The sequence below is a fragment of the Peribacillus sp. NPDC094092 genome (assembly GCF_050279365.1).
Classification (GTDB): Bacteria; Bacillota; Bacilli; order Bacillales; family DSM-1321; genus Peribacillus.
The window spans coordinates 255,296-269,962 of record NZ_JBNNUC010000006.1; the positions used below are offsets into that span (position 1 = coordinate 255,296).

General features: G+C 45.7%; 11 protein-coding genes, 21 tRNA genes and 1 rRNA gene. 4 read left to right on the top strand and 29 right to left on the bottom strand.

Annotated features, from left to right (window positions below; genetic code table 11):
* Positions 1-21 precede the first annotated feature (21 nt).
* Both ACQKNS_RS23670 and ACQKNS_RS23675 read left to right on the top strand, forming a co-directional pair.
* Positions 22-1,632: an ATP-binding protein gene (locus ACQKNS_RS23670; RefSeq protein WP_427645714.1), complete on the top strand. Its 1,611-nt coding sequence runs from the start codon at positions 22-24 to the stop codon at positions 1,630-1,632.
* Positions 1,625-2,320, top strand: coding sequence for a response regulator (locus tag ACQKNS_RS23675; protein ID WP_427645715.1), 696 nt, complete (start codon positions 1,625-1,627; stop codon positions 2,318-2,320). The genes ACQKNS_RS23670 and ACQKNS_RS23675 overlap by 8 nt, the downstream gene beginning before the upstream one ends.
* A 48-nt stretch (positions 2,321-2,368) precedes the next feature.
* On the opposite strand, the gene ACQKNS_RS23680 is transcribed toward ACQKNS_RS23675, so the two are convergent.
* The 7 genes from ACQKNS_RS23680 to ACQKNS_RS23710 all read right to left on the bottom strand — a co-directional run bounded on the left by ACQKNS_RS23680 (position 2,369) and on the right by ACQKNS_RS23710 (position 10,433).
* Complete coding sequence (locus ACQKNS_RS23680; protein WP_156319616.1) at positions 2,369-2,515, bottom strand: hypothetical protein; 147 nt, start codon at positions 2,513-2,515, stop codon at positions 2,369-2,371.
* 461 nt (positions 2,516-2,976) lie between these two features.
* Positions 2,977-4,080, bottom strand: a complete 1,104-nt coding sequence (gene menC, locus ACQKNS_RS23685; protein WP_427645716.1) for an o-succinylbenzoate synthase — start codon at positions 4,078-4,080, stop codon at positions 2,977-2,979.
* Positions 4,077-5,555 carry an o-succinylbenzoate--CoA ligase gene (locus tag ACQKNS_RS23690; protein WP_427645717.1) on the bottom strand — a complete coding sequence of 493 codons (1,479 nt, stop codon included), beginning with the start codon at positions 5,553-5,555 and terminating at the stop codon, positions 4,077-4,079. Before ACQKNS_RS23690 ends, menC begins: the two co-directional genes overlap by 4 nt.
* A gap of 86 nt (positions 5,556-5,641) precedes the next feature.
* Positions 5,642-6,460, bottom strand: a complete 819-nt coding sequence (gene menB, locus ACQKNS_RS23695; RefSeq protein ID WP_427645718.1) for a 1,4-dihydroxy-2-naphthoyl-CoA synthase — start codon at positions 6,458-6,460, stop codon at positions 5,642-5,644.
* A gap of 1 nt (position 6,461) precedes the next feature.
* Positions 6,462-7,283 (bottom strand): 2-succinyl-6-hydroxy-2,4-cyclohexadiene-1-carboxylate synthase, encoded by an 822-nt coding sequence (gene menH / locus ACQKNS_RS23700; protein ID WP_427645719.1) that lies wholly within the window; start codon positions 7,281-7,283, stop codon positions 6,462-6,464.
* The gene (gene menD, locus ACQKNS_RS23705; protein ID WP_427645720.1) at positions 7,280-9,031 is read right to left on the bottom strand and encodes a 2-succinyl-5-enolpyruvyl-6-hydroxy-3-cyclohexene-1-carboxylic-acid synthase; all 1,752 of its coding nucleotides are present in this window, start codon (positions 9,029-9,031) and stop codon (positions 7,280-7,282) included. The genes menH and menD overlap by 4 nt, the downstream gene beginning before the upstream one ends.
* Entirely contained in the window at positions 9,024-10,433 is a 1,410-nt protein-coding gene (locus ACQKNS_RS23710) for an isochorismate synthase (protein ID WP_427645721.1), read from the bottom strand. Before ACQKNS_RS23710 ends, menD begins: the two co-directional genes overlap by 8 nt.
* A 300-nt stretch (positions 10,434-10,733) precedes the next feature.
* On the opposite strand from ACQKNS_RS23710, the gene ACQKNS_RS23715 reads away from it, so the two are divergent.
* Both ACQKNS_RS23715 and ACQKNS_RS23720 read left to right on the top strand, forming a co-directional pair.
* Positions 10,734-11,654 carry a 1,4-dihydroxy-2-naphthoate polyprenyltransferase gene (locus ACQKNS_RS23715; RefSeq protein ID WP_427645722.1) on the top strand — a complete coding sequence of 307 codons (921 nt, stop codon included), beginning with the start codon at positions 10,734-10,736 and terminating at the stop codon, positions 11,652-11,654.
* Between the two features lie 147 nt (positions 11,655-11,801).
* Complete coding sequence (locus ACQKNS_RS23720) at positions 11,802-12,551, top strand: TraR/DksA C4-type zinc finger protein (RefSeq protein WP_427645723.1); 750 nt, start codon at positions 11,802-11,804, stop codon at positions 12,549-12,551.
* Between the two features lie 41 nt (positions 12,552-12,592).
* Here ACQKNS_RS23720 and ACQKNS_RS23725 read toward each other — a convergent pair.
* The 22 genes from ACQKNS_RS23725 to rrf form a co-directional block, all read right to left on the bottom strand.
* Positions 12,593-12,664, bottom strand: a tRNA-Glu gene (locus tag ACQKNS_RS23725).
* Positions 12,665-12,667: 3 nt separating this feature from the next.
* Positions 12,668-12,758 (bottom strand) — tRNA-Ser (locus ACQKNS_RS23730).
* Position 12,759: 1 nt separating this feature from the next.
* Positions 12,760-12,834, bottom strand: a tRNA-Asn gene (locus ACQKNS_RS23735).
* Between the two features lie 10 nt (positions 12,835-12,844).
* Positions 12,845-12,921 (bottom strand) — tRNA-Ile (locus tag ACQKNS_RS23740).
* 5 nt (positions 12,922-12,926) lie between these two features.
* Positions 12,927-13,000: transfer RNA gene (locus ACQKNS_RS23745), tRNA-Gly, on the bottom strand.
* Between the two features lie 4 nt (positions 13,001-13,004).
* A tRNA-His gene (locus tag ACQKNS_RS23750) sits at positions 13,005-13,080 on the bottom strand.
* 17 nt (positions 13,081-13,097) lie between these two features.
* Positions 13,098-13,173 (bottom strand) — tRNA-Phe (locus tag ACQKNS_RS23755).
* Between the two features lie 23 nt (positions 13,174-13,196).
* Positions 13,197-13,272, bottom strand: a tRNA-Asp gene (locus ACQKNS_RS23760).
* A gap of 6 nt (positions 13,273-13,278) precedes the next feature.
* A tRNA-Met gene (locus tag ACQKNS_RS23765) sits at positions 13,279-13,352 on the bottom strand.
* Positions 13,353-13,456: 104 nt separating this feature from the next.
* A tRNA-Ser gene (locus ACQKNS_RS23770) sits at positions 13,457-13,549 on the bottom strand.
* A gap of 21 nt (positions 13,550-13,570) precedes the next feature.
* Positions 13,571-13,647, bottom strand: a tRNA-Ile gene (locus ACQKNS_RS23775).
* A gap of 10 nt (positions 13,648-13,657) precedes the next feature.
* Positions 13,658-13,734: transfer RNA gene (locus ACQKNS_RS23780), tRNA-Met, on the bottom strand.
* Between the two features lie 28 nt (positions 13,735-13,762).
* Positions 13,763-13,838, bottom strand: a tRNA-Ala gene (locus ACQKNS_RS23785).
* A gap of 17 nt (positions 13,839-13,855) precedes the next feature.
* Positions 13,856-13,932: transfer RNA gene (locus ACQKNS_RS23790), tRNA-Pro, on the bottom strand.
* A gap of 11 nt (positions 13,933-13,943) precedes the next feature.
* A tRNA-Arg gene (locus ACQKNS_RS23795) sits at positions 13,944-14,020 on the bottom strand.
* Between the two features lie 9 nt (positions 14,021-14,029).
* Positions 14,030-14,118: transfer RNA gene (locus tag ACQKNS_RS23800), tRNA-Leu, on the bottom strand.
* 12 nt (positions 14,119-14,130) lie between these two features.
* Positions 14,131-14,205 (bottom strand) — tRNA-Gly (locus tag ACQKNS_RS23805).
* An 8-nt stretch (positions 14,206-14,213) separates the two neighbouring features.
* Positions 14,214-14,295 (bottom strand) — tRNA-Leu (locus ACQKNS_RS23810).
* Positions 14,296-14,303: 8 nt separating this feature from the next.
* A tRNA-Lys gene (locus ACQKNS_RS23815) sits at positions 14,304-14,379 on the bottom strand.
* A 20-nt stretch (positions 14,380-14,399) separates the two neighbouring features.
* Positions 14,400-14,475 (bottom strand) — tRNA-Thr (locus tag ACQKNS_RS23820).
* A gap of 10 nt (positions 14,476-14,485) precedes the next feature.
* Positions 14,486-14,561: transfer RNA gene (locus tag ACQKNS_RS23825), tRNA-Val, on the bottom strand.
* A gap of 11 nt (positions 14,562-14,572) precedes the next feature.
* Positions 14,573-14,667, bottom strand: a 5S ribosomal RNA gene (gene rrf / locus ACQKNS_RS23830); the annotation flags it as partial.

Consider the following 14,667-nt stretch of genomic DNA (forward strand, 5'->3'; position numbering starts at 1 on the left):
AGAAGTAATGGAGGAAAAACAATGGATAAATCCTTTCATATGCCCATTCAAATTAAAATCACCCTGCTATCATTCGTAATCGTCGCTTTCTCGATACTAATAGGCGGGATTTTTATATTCGGAAACATCGTTTCAGTCAGGGAAGATGAAATCGGCAAACGCTCCATGATCACTGCCCATACCATTGCCGAACTCCCTGAAGTGCAAAAATTAATCCGTGAGCCCGAAGGCTGGACGGAGCTCAATCCGATTATTGAAAACTTAAGGAAAATCCATCAAGCCGATTATATCGTTGTACTCAACAATCAACATATCCGTTATTCCCATCCGGTGTTCAGCCAATTGGGGACCCCTTCGAAAAGCAGTGATGAAAGCGCTGCGTTCGCTGAGCACGAGTATCTTTCAAAGGCGGCTGGCGAACTTGGCATTTCCGTCCGCGCCTTTGTCCCGGTCCTTGATAAAAATAGAGAGCAAATCGGCGTCGTTCTGGTAGGGAATATCCTGCCAACGATACCAGAATTAATCAAAGATCTGAAAGGCGAAATCGCGATTATCCTGGTCCTTACACTTCTTTTCGGTGTATGCGGCTCATGGCTCATGGCTAAAAGAATAAAAAAAGAGACCTTCCAACTTGAGCCACATGAAATATCACGGATGTTGGTTGAAAGGACAGCCGCATTCAATGCGATGCATGAAGGGGTCATCGCCATAGATAATAATGAAACGATCACGATTTTCAATGAAAAGGCTAAGCAAATATTCAATATCAACGGTGAAGTCATAGGCAAGAATATCAATGATATTATACACGACACCCGTCTACCGGAAGTGCTCGACCGGACATCTCCCATCTTCAATCAGGAAATCTCCGTTCAAAACAGGAATATTGTAAGCAACCGGGTACCGATAAAGATTGCGGATAAAACGATCGGTGCCGTGGCCATTTTCCAGGATCGCACCGATGTGACGAAGCTAGCGGAAGAGTTGACTAGTGTCAAAGCATTTGTTGAAGCCCTGCGTGTTCAAAACCATGAACATATGAACAAGCTTCATACGATAGCCGGATTGATCCAGCTAGGTAATCTTGACGAAGCGCTGCATTACATTTTTCAGATCACGGAAGAACAAGAGGAATTGACCAGGTTTTTAACGAAGCACATTCACGATGATAATTTAGTGGGGCTGATATTAAGCAAGATCTCATTGGGACGGGAACTTGGAATCGAGCTCATCATGGACAAGCACACGAAATTGGACCGCTTCCCCGTTGATTTGGATCATCACGATTTTGTTTTGATAATCGGAAACCTGATCGAAAACTCATTCGCAGCGCTAAAGCATTGTTCTGAGGAAACAAAACAAGTTTATTTATCCATCTACCAGGATGAACGTCATTGTCAAATCGTGCTTGAGGATAATGGACCCGGTATTCCCGAGGACATTCATAAAGATATATTCGAGTATGGTTTCACAACAAAAGGTGCGGAAGGATCAGGAATTGGTCTTTATCTAATAGACCAAATTGTAAAAAAAGCAAACGGCGAAATGAAATTCACGACACGCCCCAACGAAGGAACAAGCTTTTTTCTTTCTTTTCCGATGCACGATATAGAGGAGAACCAAAATGACTAACGAAATTCGTGTACTTTTAATTGAAGACGACCCAATGGTCCAAGAGGTCAACAAACAGTTCATCGAGCGCCTGCCTGCCTTTAAAGTCGTTGATACAGCTTCAAATGGGCTTGAAGGTCTGGAAAAAATCAGGCAGTCTAAACCCGACCTTGTCATTTTGGACATCTTCATGCCTTCATTAAATGGGGTTGATACACTTTATCAAATCAGAAAAGAGCAAATTGATGTGGATGTCATCATCATTTCAGCGGCAAATGATCAAAAAACGATCCGAAAAATGATGCAGAACGGGGCTTTTGACTATTTAATCAAGCCATTTAAATTCGATAGGCTGAAACATACGCTGGAACAATACTTTGCTTTTCGGATGGAGGTTGAGCCTGACCATCAAATTTCCCAAACCCAGCTCGACCGGATTCTCTTTCAAAATAAAACACATTCTGATGCGAGTCCAAAATATGATGTTCCCAAAGGATTGAATGGCGCGACTCTTGAGCAAGTGACGAAGTTCGTAAAGACCCAGCCTGGGTCGCTATCTGCAGAAGAAGTGGCTGATGGGATCGGTATCGCCAGAGTTACAGCAAGACGCTATCTTGAATACTTGCATGGCGAAGAGGTCCTTCAGCTTGACGTACAGTACGGCAGCATAGGCCGCCCTGTCAATAGGTACCGGCTTAAAAAAACTTAAAATCCACGGGGGACCGGCTCGGAACGGTTCCCTTTTCACTTTCATTCTTCACGCACCTGTCTTCCGGTCATAGAGGCCCCACTTTCTCTTCAAAAGAAACAGCTCACACTCCTCCAAAGCCGTCACTTCTTTTATGACATAGTCAGGCATGCCTCTTCTCAGTAGAATTTCCGCAATTAGGTACGGTTTTTTCATACACTCCCCCCTCCTTTCCCTTGGTTGCCTTTTTTTCATTATACAAAATAATCCAATAAAGAAAAAATAGACAAAACCCCATTTTCCGAGAAAAAAATGGTTTATCCGTCCATTTAAATGATTTTCCTTCTCTAAAATCCCGTTTTATAAACTGAAGATAAAAAAATAGTTGCAGACTCTAAACGACTAAAAAACATTCCAGTTGATTGGAACGCAGGGTTCGAAATCCCGCGGGTCTAGCCAGTTATCCCAATTTTCCTTTTAAAAATCATGGTTCGGGGGATGCCCAGCGAAACCTCAAACTGATATTTGTTATTTATCCTATTAAAATCATTTACCAAAAGGGTGGGATTCCTGTCCAAAAAAATACTAATTGGGTGAGTTACATGACCGTGGGAGGTAAAAAGGAGGATGATCAATATTTGATCAAAAGAGGCGGTATTTCACCTCTTTTCATGTTTTCACTTGTACAGTTTACTGTATGTAGTCAATTCCTTTAGCCGCTTTTCATTGATGGCAAAACCGATTCCAGCTTTATCGGGAACTTTTATCATGCCATTTTCGACAATGACTTCGGGATCGATGATATCCTCTTCCCAATAACGGGATGAAGATGATATATCCCCGGGAATCGTGAACCCTTGTAATGTGGCAAGTGCGATATTATGTGCACGTGAAATGCCAAATTCAATCATACCGCCGCACCAAACGGGCACACCATTACGCAGGCATAGATCATGGATTCTTATGGCTTCCATCCAGCCGCCGACTTTTGCCATCTTAATGTTGATCACCCCACAGCTCTGGAGCGACAGCGCACTTTTGGCATCATGAAAGGAATTTATGCTTTCATCAAGGCAAATGGGTGTTTGCAGCTGTTTCTGCAAAAATGAATGTTCCACAATGTCGTCATGTCCCAGCGGCTGCTCAATCATCATCAGCTTAAACACATCAAGCTTCTGAAGATGTGGGATGTCATCAAGGCTGTACGCTGAATTGGCATCTGCCATTAACGGGATATCCGGATAGGCCCGACGTATTTCCCCTAAAAACTCCAGGTCGTTTTGAGGATTGATTTTTATTTTATAACGCTGATAACCAGATCCGGAAAAATACTCGATCTGGCGCATCGTGTCTTCTATATCATTGGATGCAATGACTACACCAGCGGCCACTTCACTTCGGTCGCCGCCAAACAGACGTCCGAGGTAAACTCCTTTCTGCTTCGCATATAAATCGAGGATTGCCTGCTCTAAAGCTGACTTCGCCATCGCATTGCGTCTGATTCCGCTCCATAAGTCCGGCAGCTCATCAGGGTGACTGATCTGACTGGCCAATGTCAGCGGGATTAAGAAGTCATCCAACATATGAAAGCATGTCTTGATCGTTTCCTCTGTATACCAAGGACTTGTAAAAGGGACAGCTTCCCCGTATCCAATCAATCCGTCATCATCCATGGCTTCGACAATGATGACTTCCCTTTCGTTTACCGTTTCGAGATGCGTCTTGAATGGCCGCTTTAAAGGGGCCTTAATGAGCTTAAGGGAAATGGAGGATAGCTTCATTGCCATTCCCCCATTTCCTTCTTCAGTTCCCGTCTCAAAAGCTTGCCTGCGCCATTCCGGGGAAGCTCTTTACAAAAAATCACGTTCCGGGGAATTTTATAAGATGCCAAATATCCCCTGCAAAAGTCCAGCAGTTCGCTCTCACCAAGCTCTGCGCCTTGATGCAAGACGACAAAAGCAAGTGGGACCTGTCCCCATTTTTCATCGTCACTCCCCGTCACTCCCGCTTCGAAAACATCAGGGTGCTTACTAAGGACATTTTCAATTTCGGCCGGGTAGACATTTTCACCGCCGGAAATGATTAAGTCCGAGCGTCGGTCAAGCACATATAAAAAGCCTTCCTCATCGAGATAACCAAGATCCCCAGTATAAAGCCAGCCATCGGTAATGGCCTGCTGTGTAGCGTCCAGACGATTAAAATAGCCTTTCGTCACATTCGGACCTGAAACCACGATTTCGCCCACTGCACCCGGTTCACACATCGTGCCGTCTTTCTCGATCCGTAACTGCGAAGGAAACAATGGCTTTCCCGCCGATCCGATTTTTGTCATGCTATACTCCGGTGCCAGCGTCACAATCTGTGAAGACGTTTCGGTCATCCCATATGTTTGATAGACGGGAATCCCTTTCTCTTTACATACCTCAAGTAAATGGACGGGTGCAGGGCCGCCGCCCAACAGAAAACAGCGAAACGTTTTCGGATAGCTTGTTCCCGCCATCTCCTGCACCATCCTATTCAACATCGCCGTCACGACCGAAATGATCGTCACGCCATTTTCCTGGATGCTCCGGTTTGCCTCCCTTTCATCGAAACGTTCTGCCAAAACAACTTTCATTCCATAAATCACATTTTTCATAAGGATGGATAAACCGCTAATATGAAAGATGGGAACCGCACAATACCACGAATCCTCCTCATGCAATCCAAGGTTCAGAACAGACCCGACGGCACTCCACCAATGGTTGCCGAATGTTTGGAGCACCCCTTTTGGGTTTCCTGTCGTACCTGATGTATACATGATCGTCGCGGTATCCTCAAGGTAAAACTCTTGTAGTATTTCAGCAGTGCCATCCGGCAATTCTTCCATTAAATGAAGGTTCAATTCCGGGAGAATTTCACCAATATCGGAGAGTTTGCCGGAGAAGGAGCCTTCTGAAACCAAAAAGGCAGTTTCACTATCCCCGATCTGCCAGGACAGCTCTTTTGCCGTTAGCTTATTATTCAGCATCACAATCTTCACACCAAGATAAAGTAGTGCATGGATAACGACAACACCATCAATATGGTTACGGAGCAAAACCGCACATGAATCGCCAGCGCCCAGACCAATGCTTCCCAGCTTACCAGCCATTTTCTCCGATAATGTATGCAGTTCAAGAAAGCTATACGTACGACCTTCAAACTCAATTGCCGGACGATCCGGAGAAAGATGCGCCCGATTTTTCAGCCAGTTCGGCAACTTTTCTTCTGCCATTGCTGCTTACCCTCTTCCGTTTTGATATAGAAAACAGCCCGGCGATTTTCCGCCAAGCTGTCAGTTTCATCGATTCACACGTTTCATTAAGGGAAACGAGGGAATTGCCCAAAGTCCGGAGTGCGTTTTTCTTTGAATGCATCGCGGCCTTCTTTTGCTTCTTCTGTTGTATAGTATAAAAGTGTAGCGTCACCAGCCAATTGTTGAAGACCTGCAAGGCCATCCGTATCAGCGTTCATTGCCGCTTTCAAGAAACGAAGTGCAGTCGGGCTCTTCTCAAGCATTTCTTCACACCATTTAACCGTTTCCGTTTCCAATTCGTCCAAAGGTACAACCGTGTTGACCAATCCCATTTCCAATGCTTCCTGTGCATTGTATTGACGGCATAGGTACCAGATTTCGCGCGCCTTTTTATGACCCACGATACGTGCAAGGTAGCCAGAACCATAACCAGCGTCAAAGCTTCCCACATTCGGTCCAGTTTGTCCGAAAATTGCATTGTCAGCAGCAATCGTCAAATCACATACAACGTTCAAGACATTACCGCCACCAATTGCATATCCTGCAACCATGGCTACGACCGGTTTTGGAATTACGCGGATCAATCGTTGCAAATCAAGAACATTTAGACGCGGAATGTTATCTTCACCTACATATCCGCCATTTCCGCGCACTTTTTGATCTCCGCCTGAACAGAATGCTTTGCCGCCTACACCCGTTAAAATAATGACACCAATGCTTGAATCATCACGGGCCCTTGCGAATGCATCAATCATTTCAGCAGTCGTTTTTGGCGTGAATGCATTATGTACATGTGGTCGGTTGATGGACACTTTTGCAATCCCATTATATTTTTCATACAAAATTTCATCATACTCACGTATTGTTTCCCATTGTATCGTCATCTTAATTCCTCCTTTTATTTCTCTTTAAAAACTCACTTATTATTTTACCAAACTTTTCTCCAACTTCCACATGAATCGCATGTCCCGCATCATTTATTATTTTCCATTCGGCCCGCTTCAGCTTTCTCATCATTGAATCCGCAATATCACAAAACTTACGGTCAAGTTCACCGGTTACAAGGAGCACAGGGAAATCAAGAGTTTGCAGTTGTTCCCAGTATGAAGCCTGACTGCCTGTCCCCATACCAAGAAGGCTATTGGAAAGGCCGGCAGGGTCATTTGCCAACCGCTGCTCCCGAATGGCCGACCTTTTTTTGGCCGGCAACCGTTTTTGACTTTCAAACAGCGGGATGTTTTCCCATTGATCCACAAACGCTTCCACGCCATTTAAAAGAATCCGTTCGGCAAGCTTCCTATCATTTTCCCTTCTGATTTCCCGTTCCCCTTCTGTTAAAAGGCCTGGTGAAGCGCTCTCCAATATTAGTGTATCAACATACTCAGGATACAAACAGGCAAATCCCAATCCGAGCCTTCCGCCCATCGAGTATCCAAGGATATGGGCTTTCGGGAAATGTAACACATCCAAAATATACTTGATATCCTCAGCCACACGTTCCATCTCATACCTACGATGATCGGCTGGTGACGCAGACATGCCATGACCGATGATGTCGACCATTATCATGGTATACCTGTCACTCAGCAGCGGAATGAGGAACTTCCATGTATCCCGATTTCCCGTAAATCCATGTAAAAGTACAAGAGGATCTCCATTTCCCGTTATTTCAACAGCATAATCGACATCCTTGCTGACAATATTCATGATATTTCCCTGTCTAACACCATTTTTATTTCCTGGGAAACAAAGCTCCACAAATTTCGGTGCTTTTGTAAATTGGACTCTCTTTCTGTCGGAACTTCGATGATTTTCAGACCTTGTATTTCGAATGACTCCGTAAATGCCTTCTCAAACTCATCCCAACTGTGCACCTTGTTGTATTTACCGCCATAAAGCTGGGAAGTATGGGAAAAATCAAGCCCATGAGGCGTGCCGAATAGCGTTTCGAAATGTTCCCTCTCATTCGCCTGCGGCAAGAAGGAGAATATGCCGCCGCCATCATTATTAACAAGCAATATCGTGATATTTTGTTTTTGAAGTTTTGCCGCAAGCAAGCCATTCATATCATGGAAAAAGCTTAAATCCCCGATGGCCAGCACTGTATTTTTCGATACCGTGCTTACGCCAAGAGCAGTGGAAACGACACCATCGATTCCATTCGCACCGCGATTTGCCATGGTTTTGATTCCTTTCCCATTATTCAAAAAGAACGTATCCAAATCCCGTATCGGCATGCTATTCCCGACAAAAAGAGTCGATTCCAATGGCATCATATCAGCAAGCAGGGCGAACAGTTTGCCTTCACTTAACTCCGATTCATCCCTGACTGAGGCCAGGGCATCCTTCGTCGCTGCGTTGACGGTCTGCCATAAGCGAAGCCATTCATCATCAGGGGAAGAAATAATTTTATCAGCCATTTTCAAACAAAAATCTTTCTCTTCGCTGTAAATCATATTCGTTGCCAATCCGGCTGGTTCACGCCAGCCTGCTCCGCCATCGACGACTAAAGTGATTGCCTGTTTTTGCTTTTTCATGAATAACAATAAGGGTTTAGAAACAGGCATTGGTCCGAAACGCAAGATCACGTCAGGCATGAAAGCCGCTTTTGCCGTTTCATCGCGCAGGAATGTATCGTACGCATCGATTATGACGGCTTTATCGTGACTTCCGCTCCTTAACTGGGAAAGGGGATCAGCCAGTATAGGGAAAGCAAGTTTTTCCGCTAATGCGATGATGGCTTCCTTCATCTCTGGATGCGGTAATTCGCCACATATAATCATACCTTGCTTAGCTTGTGACAATGTAGTTGCAACAGCATCTATTTGTGATGCGGACAGTGACCGTTCTCCACTGTCAATCAACACTGCAGGCGTCAGTTTATTTTGCCTGTACTCCTTTGCTTTCTCCAGATCCGGAATCAGTGGTTCACGAAGCGGGAAATTCAAATGTACAGGCCCTGCAGGTTCAGCTGCCGCTGTGGCCACTGCCCTTGCACCGACCGTTCTGGCATACCGCATCATCCCATCCGTGCTTTCAGGAAGTGCCATTTCGACAAACCATTTTACATGTCTTCCGTAAAGATGTATCTGATCGATCGCCTGCGGGGCTCCGACATCACGCAATTCATGCGGGCGGTCAGCGGTAAGTACAATTAGCGGCACTCTTGAGTAAAAGGCTTCAATGACGGCTGGGTAATAGTTTGCTGCGGCTGTACCGGACGTACAAAGAAGTCCTACAGGTTCTTTTAAGGCCTTAGCCAAACCAAGGGCAAAAAAAGCAGCCGAACGCTCATCCACATTAATATGAATTTTGATATCAGGATGTTCCACTAGCAACAATGCCAGGGGCGTGGATCGTGAACCAGGGCTCACCACCACATGCTTCACCTCATTTTGTGCCAGCTCATCGACTAATGAAGCAGCATACGCTGTCAATGCATCTTGGTCATTCATTAAGATTTCCTCCTAAAGCACTTAACATCGGATTGAATTTAATCCCTGTTTCCCGGAATTCGCTTTCGGGAGTCGAATCTTCCACTACCCCGCATCCGGCAAAGAGGGATGCCTCATTGTTCTGTATGAGGGCAGAACGTATCCCTACAGCGAATTCCCCGTTTCCATAAGTATCCACCCATCCTAAAGGACCCGCATAAAAGCCGCGTTCAAGACCTTCCATTTCCCGAATCCGGACAACGGCCTTTTCTTTTGGAAGACCGCCCATAGCAGGAGTTGGATGGAGGTTCTCGACGAATTCAAAAATCGTGACACCTTCCTTGGATATACCGCGGACCGGTGTGTACAAATGCTGGATATGACGGTTTTTCATAAGTGTCGGTTCGGCCGGAACCATCACCTTTTCGCATACAGAATCAAAAGCATTGGTTATCATCGATACAACATATTGATGCTCTTGTAAATTCTTTTGGTCATGAAGCAATTCTTCACCAAGACAAACATCTTCCTGCTCATCTTTCCCTCGCCTCATCGATCCGGCAAGACAGGTTGAAAAAACTTCATTTCCCTGTTTCTTAATTAAACGTTCAGGAGTGGCACCTACAAAACAGTCTCCGCCAGCCTCCAAACTGAAAATATAGCTTAATGGCTGCTCAGCAATCAATTGTTCAAGCACTTTTCCTGAATCGATGGAACGTTCAAAAACAAGTCGAAGCTCCCTTGCCAAAACGATCTTGTCGAGATCTGTCGTCTTGATCTCCTGAACAGCTTTTTCGACCGTCCGCTTCCATTCCTCAGGTTCGACTTCCCTTTGCACAACCAGGGAATTAGCACCCGATCCATTGCCATCCAAGCTTTCGAAAAGGAAAGCTTCCCGTTCATTTATCATATCTATGAAGAGTTTTTCTGAATCATCAGGCGAACAAAGTAAGTTTGTCGTTAAGTAAGCTTGAGTCCCCACTATTGTCAGCATGAAGGCAGGTATATAAAACAGGTTGTCCCCGAACTGATTCCACAGGAGCGTACTGTCAGTTTCATAATCAAAAGAAAAGCCCCCAAACAGTAAAGGACCTGTCGCTTCTACATCGGTCACTCCTGTTTTGACAGCAGCATTCTGCAGATTGATCCAGCTCTTTTCGACTTCTCTATAACGTTCGGCATTCGATGCCGCTTTGAGTTTCTTAACATTGCCTAAACCGGTGATGGTTATTTCCTTTGCAGGGTCCTCCCAGAAAAAGCGTTCACCCGCGTACCGTTCTCTTCCAGCTTGATAAAATGAAAGGGGGTTGTTGTAATTAACTTTCTTAATATGACTGAATAGAACTTGATGATTCAAGTCCTTCGCCTTTTGTATAGCTGAAGCCAGTCCCTGAAACTGTTCAGTTTCCTCTGAGATAGCCAAAAAAAATCCCCCCAAATGTACATTTTAAAAGCTTTTTTACCTATTTAAAGATACACCTCCCTTGAACCTCATGTCAATAAAACGCCCCTTTGCCGAACGATTGTTTCCTGTTTTTTTCCTTATTATATGAATCTTAGCGAATGTAGAGAAATATCCTTGATTTTGGAAAAGCATCATCCATGAATCCCAAATATCACCCTTACCCACTTTTCCTGCATGAATTTGGATAACCTTTTGTGCAACATTTCAATATTTGTTATAATTTCGATAGAACCAATAATGATTTTGAGGAGAGAAACAATGCAAACAGAATACGACGGACTTCCCCTTAAACGGACTTGGAAGATTTGGTGGGAGTTAATTCGTCCACATACACTAACCGCAGCTTTTGTCCCAGTCTTGCTTGGAACTGTAATTGCACTTTTGGAAGATGGAGTGAATTGGTTACTATTCGCTGCCATGATGATTGCAAGTATCCTGATTCAAGCTGCAACCAATTTATTCAATGAATACTATGATTTCAAGAGAGGCTTGGATACAAAAGAATCCGTAGGCATCGGCGGCGGGATCGTCCGTCATGGGATGACCCCTAGACTAATCATGAACTTGGCCCTTGGCATGTATGCCATCTCCTTGATGATTGGAATCTATATCTGTGCCGCATCATCTTGGTGGCTTGCTGCAGTAGGACTGGTTTGCATGCTTGTCGGGTATCTTTATACAGGCGGCCCCCTGCCCATTTCCTATACACCATTCGGGGAACTTTTTTCTGGATTGTTCATGGGCTTTTTGATAATCCTGATCGCCTATTTCATTCAAACCGGTGATGTTTCTTCAACAGCCATCTTAATTGCCATTCCAAGTGGAATATTGGTCGGGTTGATCAACTTATCCAATAACCTACGTGATCATGACGGAGATAAGGCACATGGCCGCAAAACGATGCCGGTAGTCATGGGCCGGAAAAACGCCCTGACCTTCATGGCAATCATGTTCGCCTTCTCTTATCTATGGCTAGTTGGGCTAGTCCTTACCGGAAGCGTAACGGCGTGGATTCTCCTTGCCTTCCTAAGCATCCCGAAAGCCCTGGCCGCAATCAAAGGCTTCGTAGGTAAAACGCAGCCAATCACGATGGTGCCAGCAATGAAAGCCACGGCCCAAACGAACACCTTCTTTGGCTTACTCATGGCCATTGGATTATTCATCAGCTATCTTATATAATCTCCGAGGACTGAGCTCATCCGCTCAGTCCTTTTTTTCTATCATCCGTTTCATATTGTTTTCCTATACACCGATTCGGGTAATAGATAATACAACCATCCTACCATTATAAAATGAGATGCAGAATTTAGAAGGAGTGAATCCGATATGGCAACGAAACAACAAACGCAAAAACTCAAAAAAGAACTGCTTCAAGAAAAAAATGAACTAAGTAATAGAATTCAAAATGATGAACAATCCGTTCTGGAGAAAAGCCAGACCGAATCCGTAGGGGAATTATCAGCCTATGATAATCATCCTGCTGACCTAGGAACCGAATTATTCGAGATGGAACGCAATCAAGCACTCGATGAGCATGCACAATCCGAAATGGAGAAAATCGATGAAGCTTTGAAAGCCATGGAGAAAGGTTCGTATGGCTATTGTAAAACATGCAATAAGGAAATCCCCATCGAGAGGCTTGAAGCGGTTCCAAGTACCCTCTACTGTGTCGAGCATGCCCCAGAACGGTCAATTTCACAAGACCGGCCTGCCGAAGAGGATATACTGATTCCATCCAAGGGTGATCATTTTGAAAATCGTCACGGAATCGAAATGGTGGATAAAGAAGATAGCTTTGGTGAAGTTGCCAAATTCGGTACATCCGAAACACCATCCGATTACACAGGCGATCATGACAATTATCAGGATCTTTATAAAACCGAGGATGAAACGAACGGGTTTCCAGAGGACTATGAAGGATTTGCCGCAAATGATATCGAAGGAAAGAATAGGGTGAATATACCGAACAAAAAGCAAAAGGAATATGAAGATACATTGGAGGAAGAAAAAATAGAATCCAATCTTGGAGACATTCCCTATAAACAAAAAGATAGTTATATAAATGAAAAGAAATGAAAAAAAGAAGCATACATGAATGTATGCTTCCTTTTTTGTTATGACCCGTACGGGATTCGAACCCGTGTTACCGCCGTGAAAGGGCGGTGTCTTAACCGCTTGACCAACGGGCCAACTGGCGGAGAAGGAGGGATTTGAACCCTCGCGCCGCTCGCGCGACCTACACCCTTAGCAGGGGCGCCTCTTCAGCCTCTTGAGTACTTCCCCATGGCTCCGCAGGTAGGACTCGAACCTACGACCGTTCGGTTAACAGCCGAATGCTCTACCACTGAGCTACTGCGGAACAATGAATATGGTGGGCCTAAATGGACTCGAACCATCGACCTCACGCTTATCAGGCGTGCGCTCTAACCAGCTGAGCTATAGGCCCATATTTGGAGCGGGTGAAGGGAATCGAACCCTCATCATCAGCTTGGAAGGCTGAGGTTTTACCACTAAACTACACCCGCGAAATGGGGCGACTGATGGGAATCGAACCCACGAATGCCTGAACCACAATCAGGTGCGTTAACCACTTCGCCACAATCGCCGTAATTTTTTGAAATATGGTGGCTCAGGACGGAATCGAACCGCCGACACAAGGATTTTCAGTCCTTTGCTCTACCGACTGAGCTACTGAGCCACATATGTATTGAATTTAAAGAATGGCGGTCCCGACGGGAATCGAACCCGCGATCTCCTGCGTGACAGGCAGGCATGTTAACCGCTACACCACGGGACCTAATGATTGCGGGGACAGGATTTGAACCTGCGACCTTCGGGTTATGAGCCCGACGAGCTACCGGACTGCTCCACCCCGCGACGGTAATAATGAAACGATTTGCATCAAGTTTTCGTGTATATCGTTTCGTCCGCATCCTTTATGTAAGGGTGTTTCAAAACAACTTGCTGCTTTTTTGAAAAAATGGAGGAGGTAGAGGGATTCGAACCCCCGCGGGATTTGACTCCCCTGTCGGTTTTCAAGACCGATCCCTTCAGCCGAACTTGGGTATACCTCCATGGCTTTAAAAAAGTGAATATGGTGGACCTTGTAGGACTCGAACCTACGACCGGACGGTTATGAGCCGTCTGCTCTAACCAGCTGAGCTAAAGGTCCTTATATTTATTGGTAGCGGCGGAGGGGATCGAACCCCCGACCTCACGGGTATGAACCGTACGCTCTAGCCAGCTGAGCTACACCGCCAATATAATATAAGTATCTGATTGAAAAATGGTGGAGCCTAGCGGGATCGAACCGCTGACCTCCTGCGTGCAAGGCAGGCGCTCTCCCAGCTGAGCTAAGGCCCCATTCATTAAAAATCACGTGGTCGGGAAGACAGGATTCGAACCTGCGACCCCTTGGTCCCAAACCAAGTGCTCTACCAAGCTGAGCTACTTCCCGCAATAAAAACATGGTGCGCCCGGCGGGAGTCGAACCTACAACCTTCTGATTCGTAGTCAGATGCTCTATCCAATTGAGCTACGGGCGCATATTATGATGGTGCCGAGGACCGGAATCGAACCGGTACGGTAGTCACCTACCGCAGGATTTTAAGTCCTGTGCGTCTGCCAGTTCCGCCACCCCGGCACATACGATAAGTGGAGCGGAAGACGGGATTCGAACCCGCGACCCCAACCTTGGCAAGGTTGTATTCTACCACTGAACTACTTCCGCATGTAAGATGCGGGTGAAGGGACTTGAACCCCCACGCCTTGCGGCGCCAGATCCTAAGTCTGGTGCGTCTGCCAATTCCGCCACACCCGCATATGAAATGGTGAGCCATGAAGGATTCGAACCTTCGACCCTCTGATTAAAAGTCAGATGCTCTACCAACTGAGCTAATGGCTCGTGCTTGTACTATCTTAAAATGGTGCCGGCAAGAGGACTTGAACCCCCAACCTACTGATTACAAGTCAGTTGCTCTACCAGTTGAGCTACACCGGCAGGTGTAAAATGGTGGAGGATGACGGGATCGAACCGCCGACCCTCTGCTTGTAAGGCAGATGCTCTCCCAGCTGAGCTAATCCTCCATATGAAACCTGCTTGGCGACGTCCTACTCTCACAGGGGGAAACCCCCAACTACCATCGGCGCTGAAGAGCTTAACTGCCGTGTTCGGAATGGGAACGGGTGTGAC

Coding starts and splice junctions, on each gene's coding strand:
- ACQKNS_RS23670 (WP_427645714.1), top strand. CDS start 22: ATGGATAAATCCTTTCATATGCCCATTCAAATTAAAATCACCCTGCTA.
- ACQKNS_RS23675 (WP_427645715.1), top strand. CDS start 1,625: ATGACTAACGAAATTCGTGTACTTTTAATTGAAGACGACCCAATGGTC.
- ACQKNS_RS23680 (WP_156319616.1), bottom strand. CDS start 2,515: ATGAAAAAACCGTACCTAATTGCGGAAATTCTACTGAGAAGAGGCATG.
- menC (WP_427645716.1), bottom strand. CDS start 4,080: ATGAAGCTATCCTCCATTTCCCTTAAGCTCATTAAGGCCCCTTTAAAG.
- ACQKNS_RS23690 (WP_427645717.1), bottom strand. CDS start 5,555: ATGGCAGAAGAAAAGTTGCCGAACTGGCTGAAAAATCGGGCGCATCTT.
- menB (WP_427645718.1), bottom strand. CDS start 6,460: ATGACGATACAATGGGAAACAATACGTGAGTATGATGAAATTTTGTAT.
- menH (WP_427645719.1), bottom strand. CDS start 7,283: ATGAATATTGTCAGCAAGGATGTCGATTATGCTGTTGAAATAACGGGA.
- menD (WP_427645720.1), bottom strand. CDS start 9,031: ATGAATGACCAAGATGCATTGACAGCGTATGCTGCTTCATTAGTCGAT.
- ACQKNS_RS23715 (WP_427645722.1), top strand. CDS start 10,734: ATGCAAACAGAATACGACGGACTTCCCCTTAAACGGACTTGGAAGATT.
- ACQKNS_RS23720 (WP_427645723.1), top strand. CDS start 11,802: ATGGCAACGAAACAACAAACGCAAAAACTCAAAAAAGAACTGCTTCAA.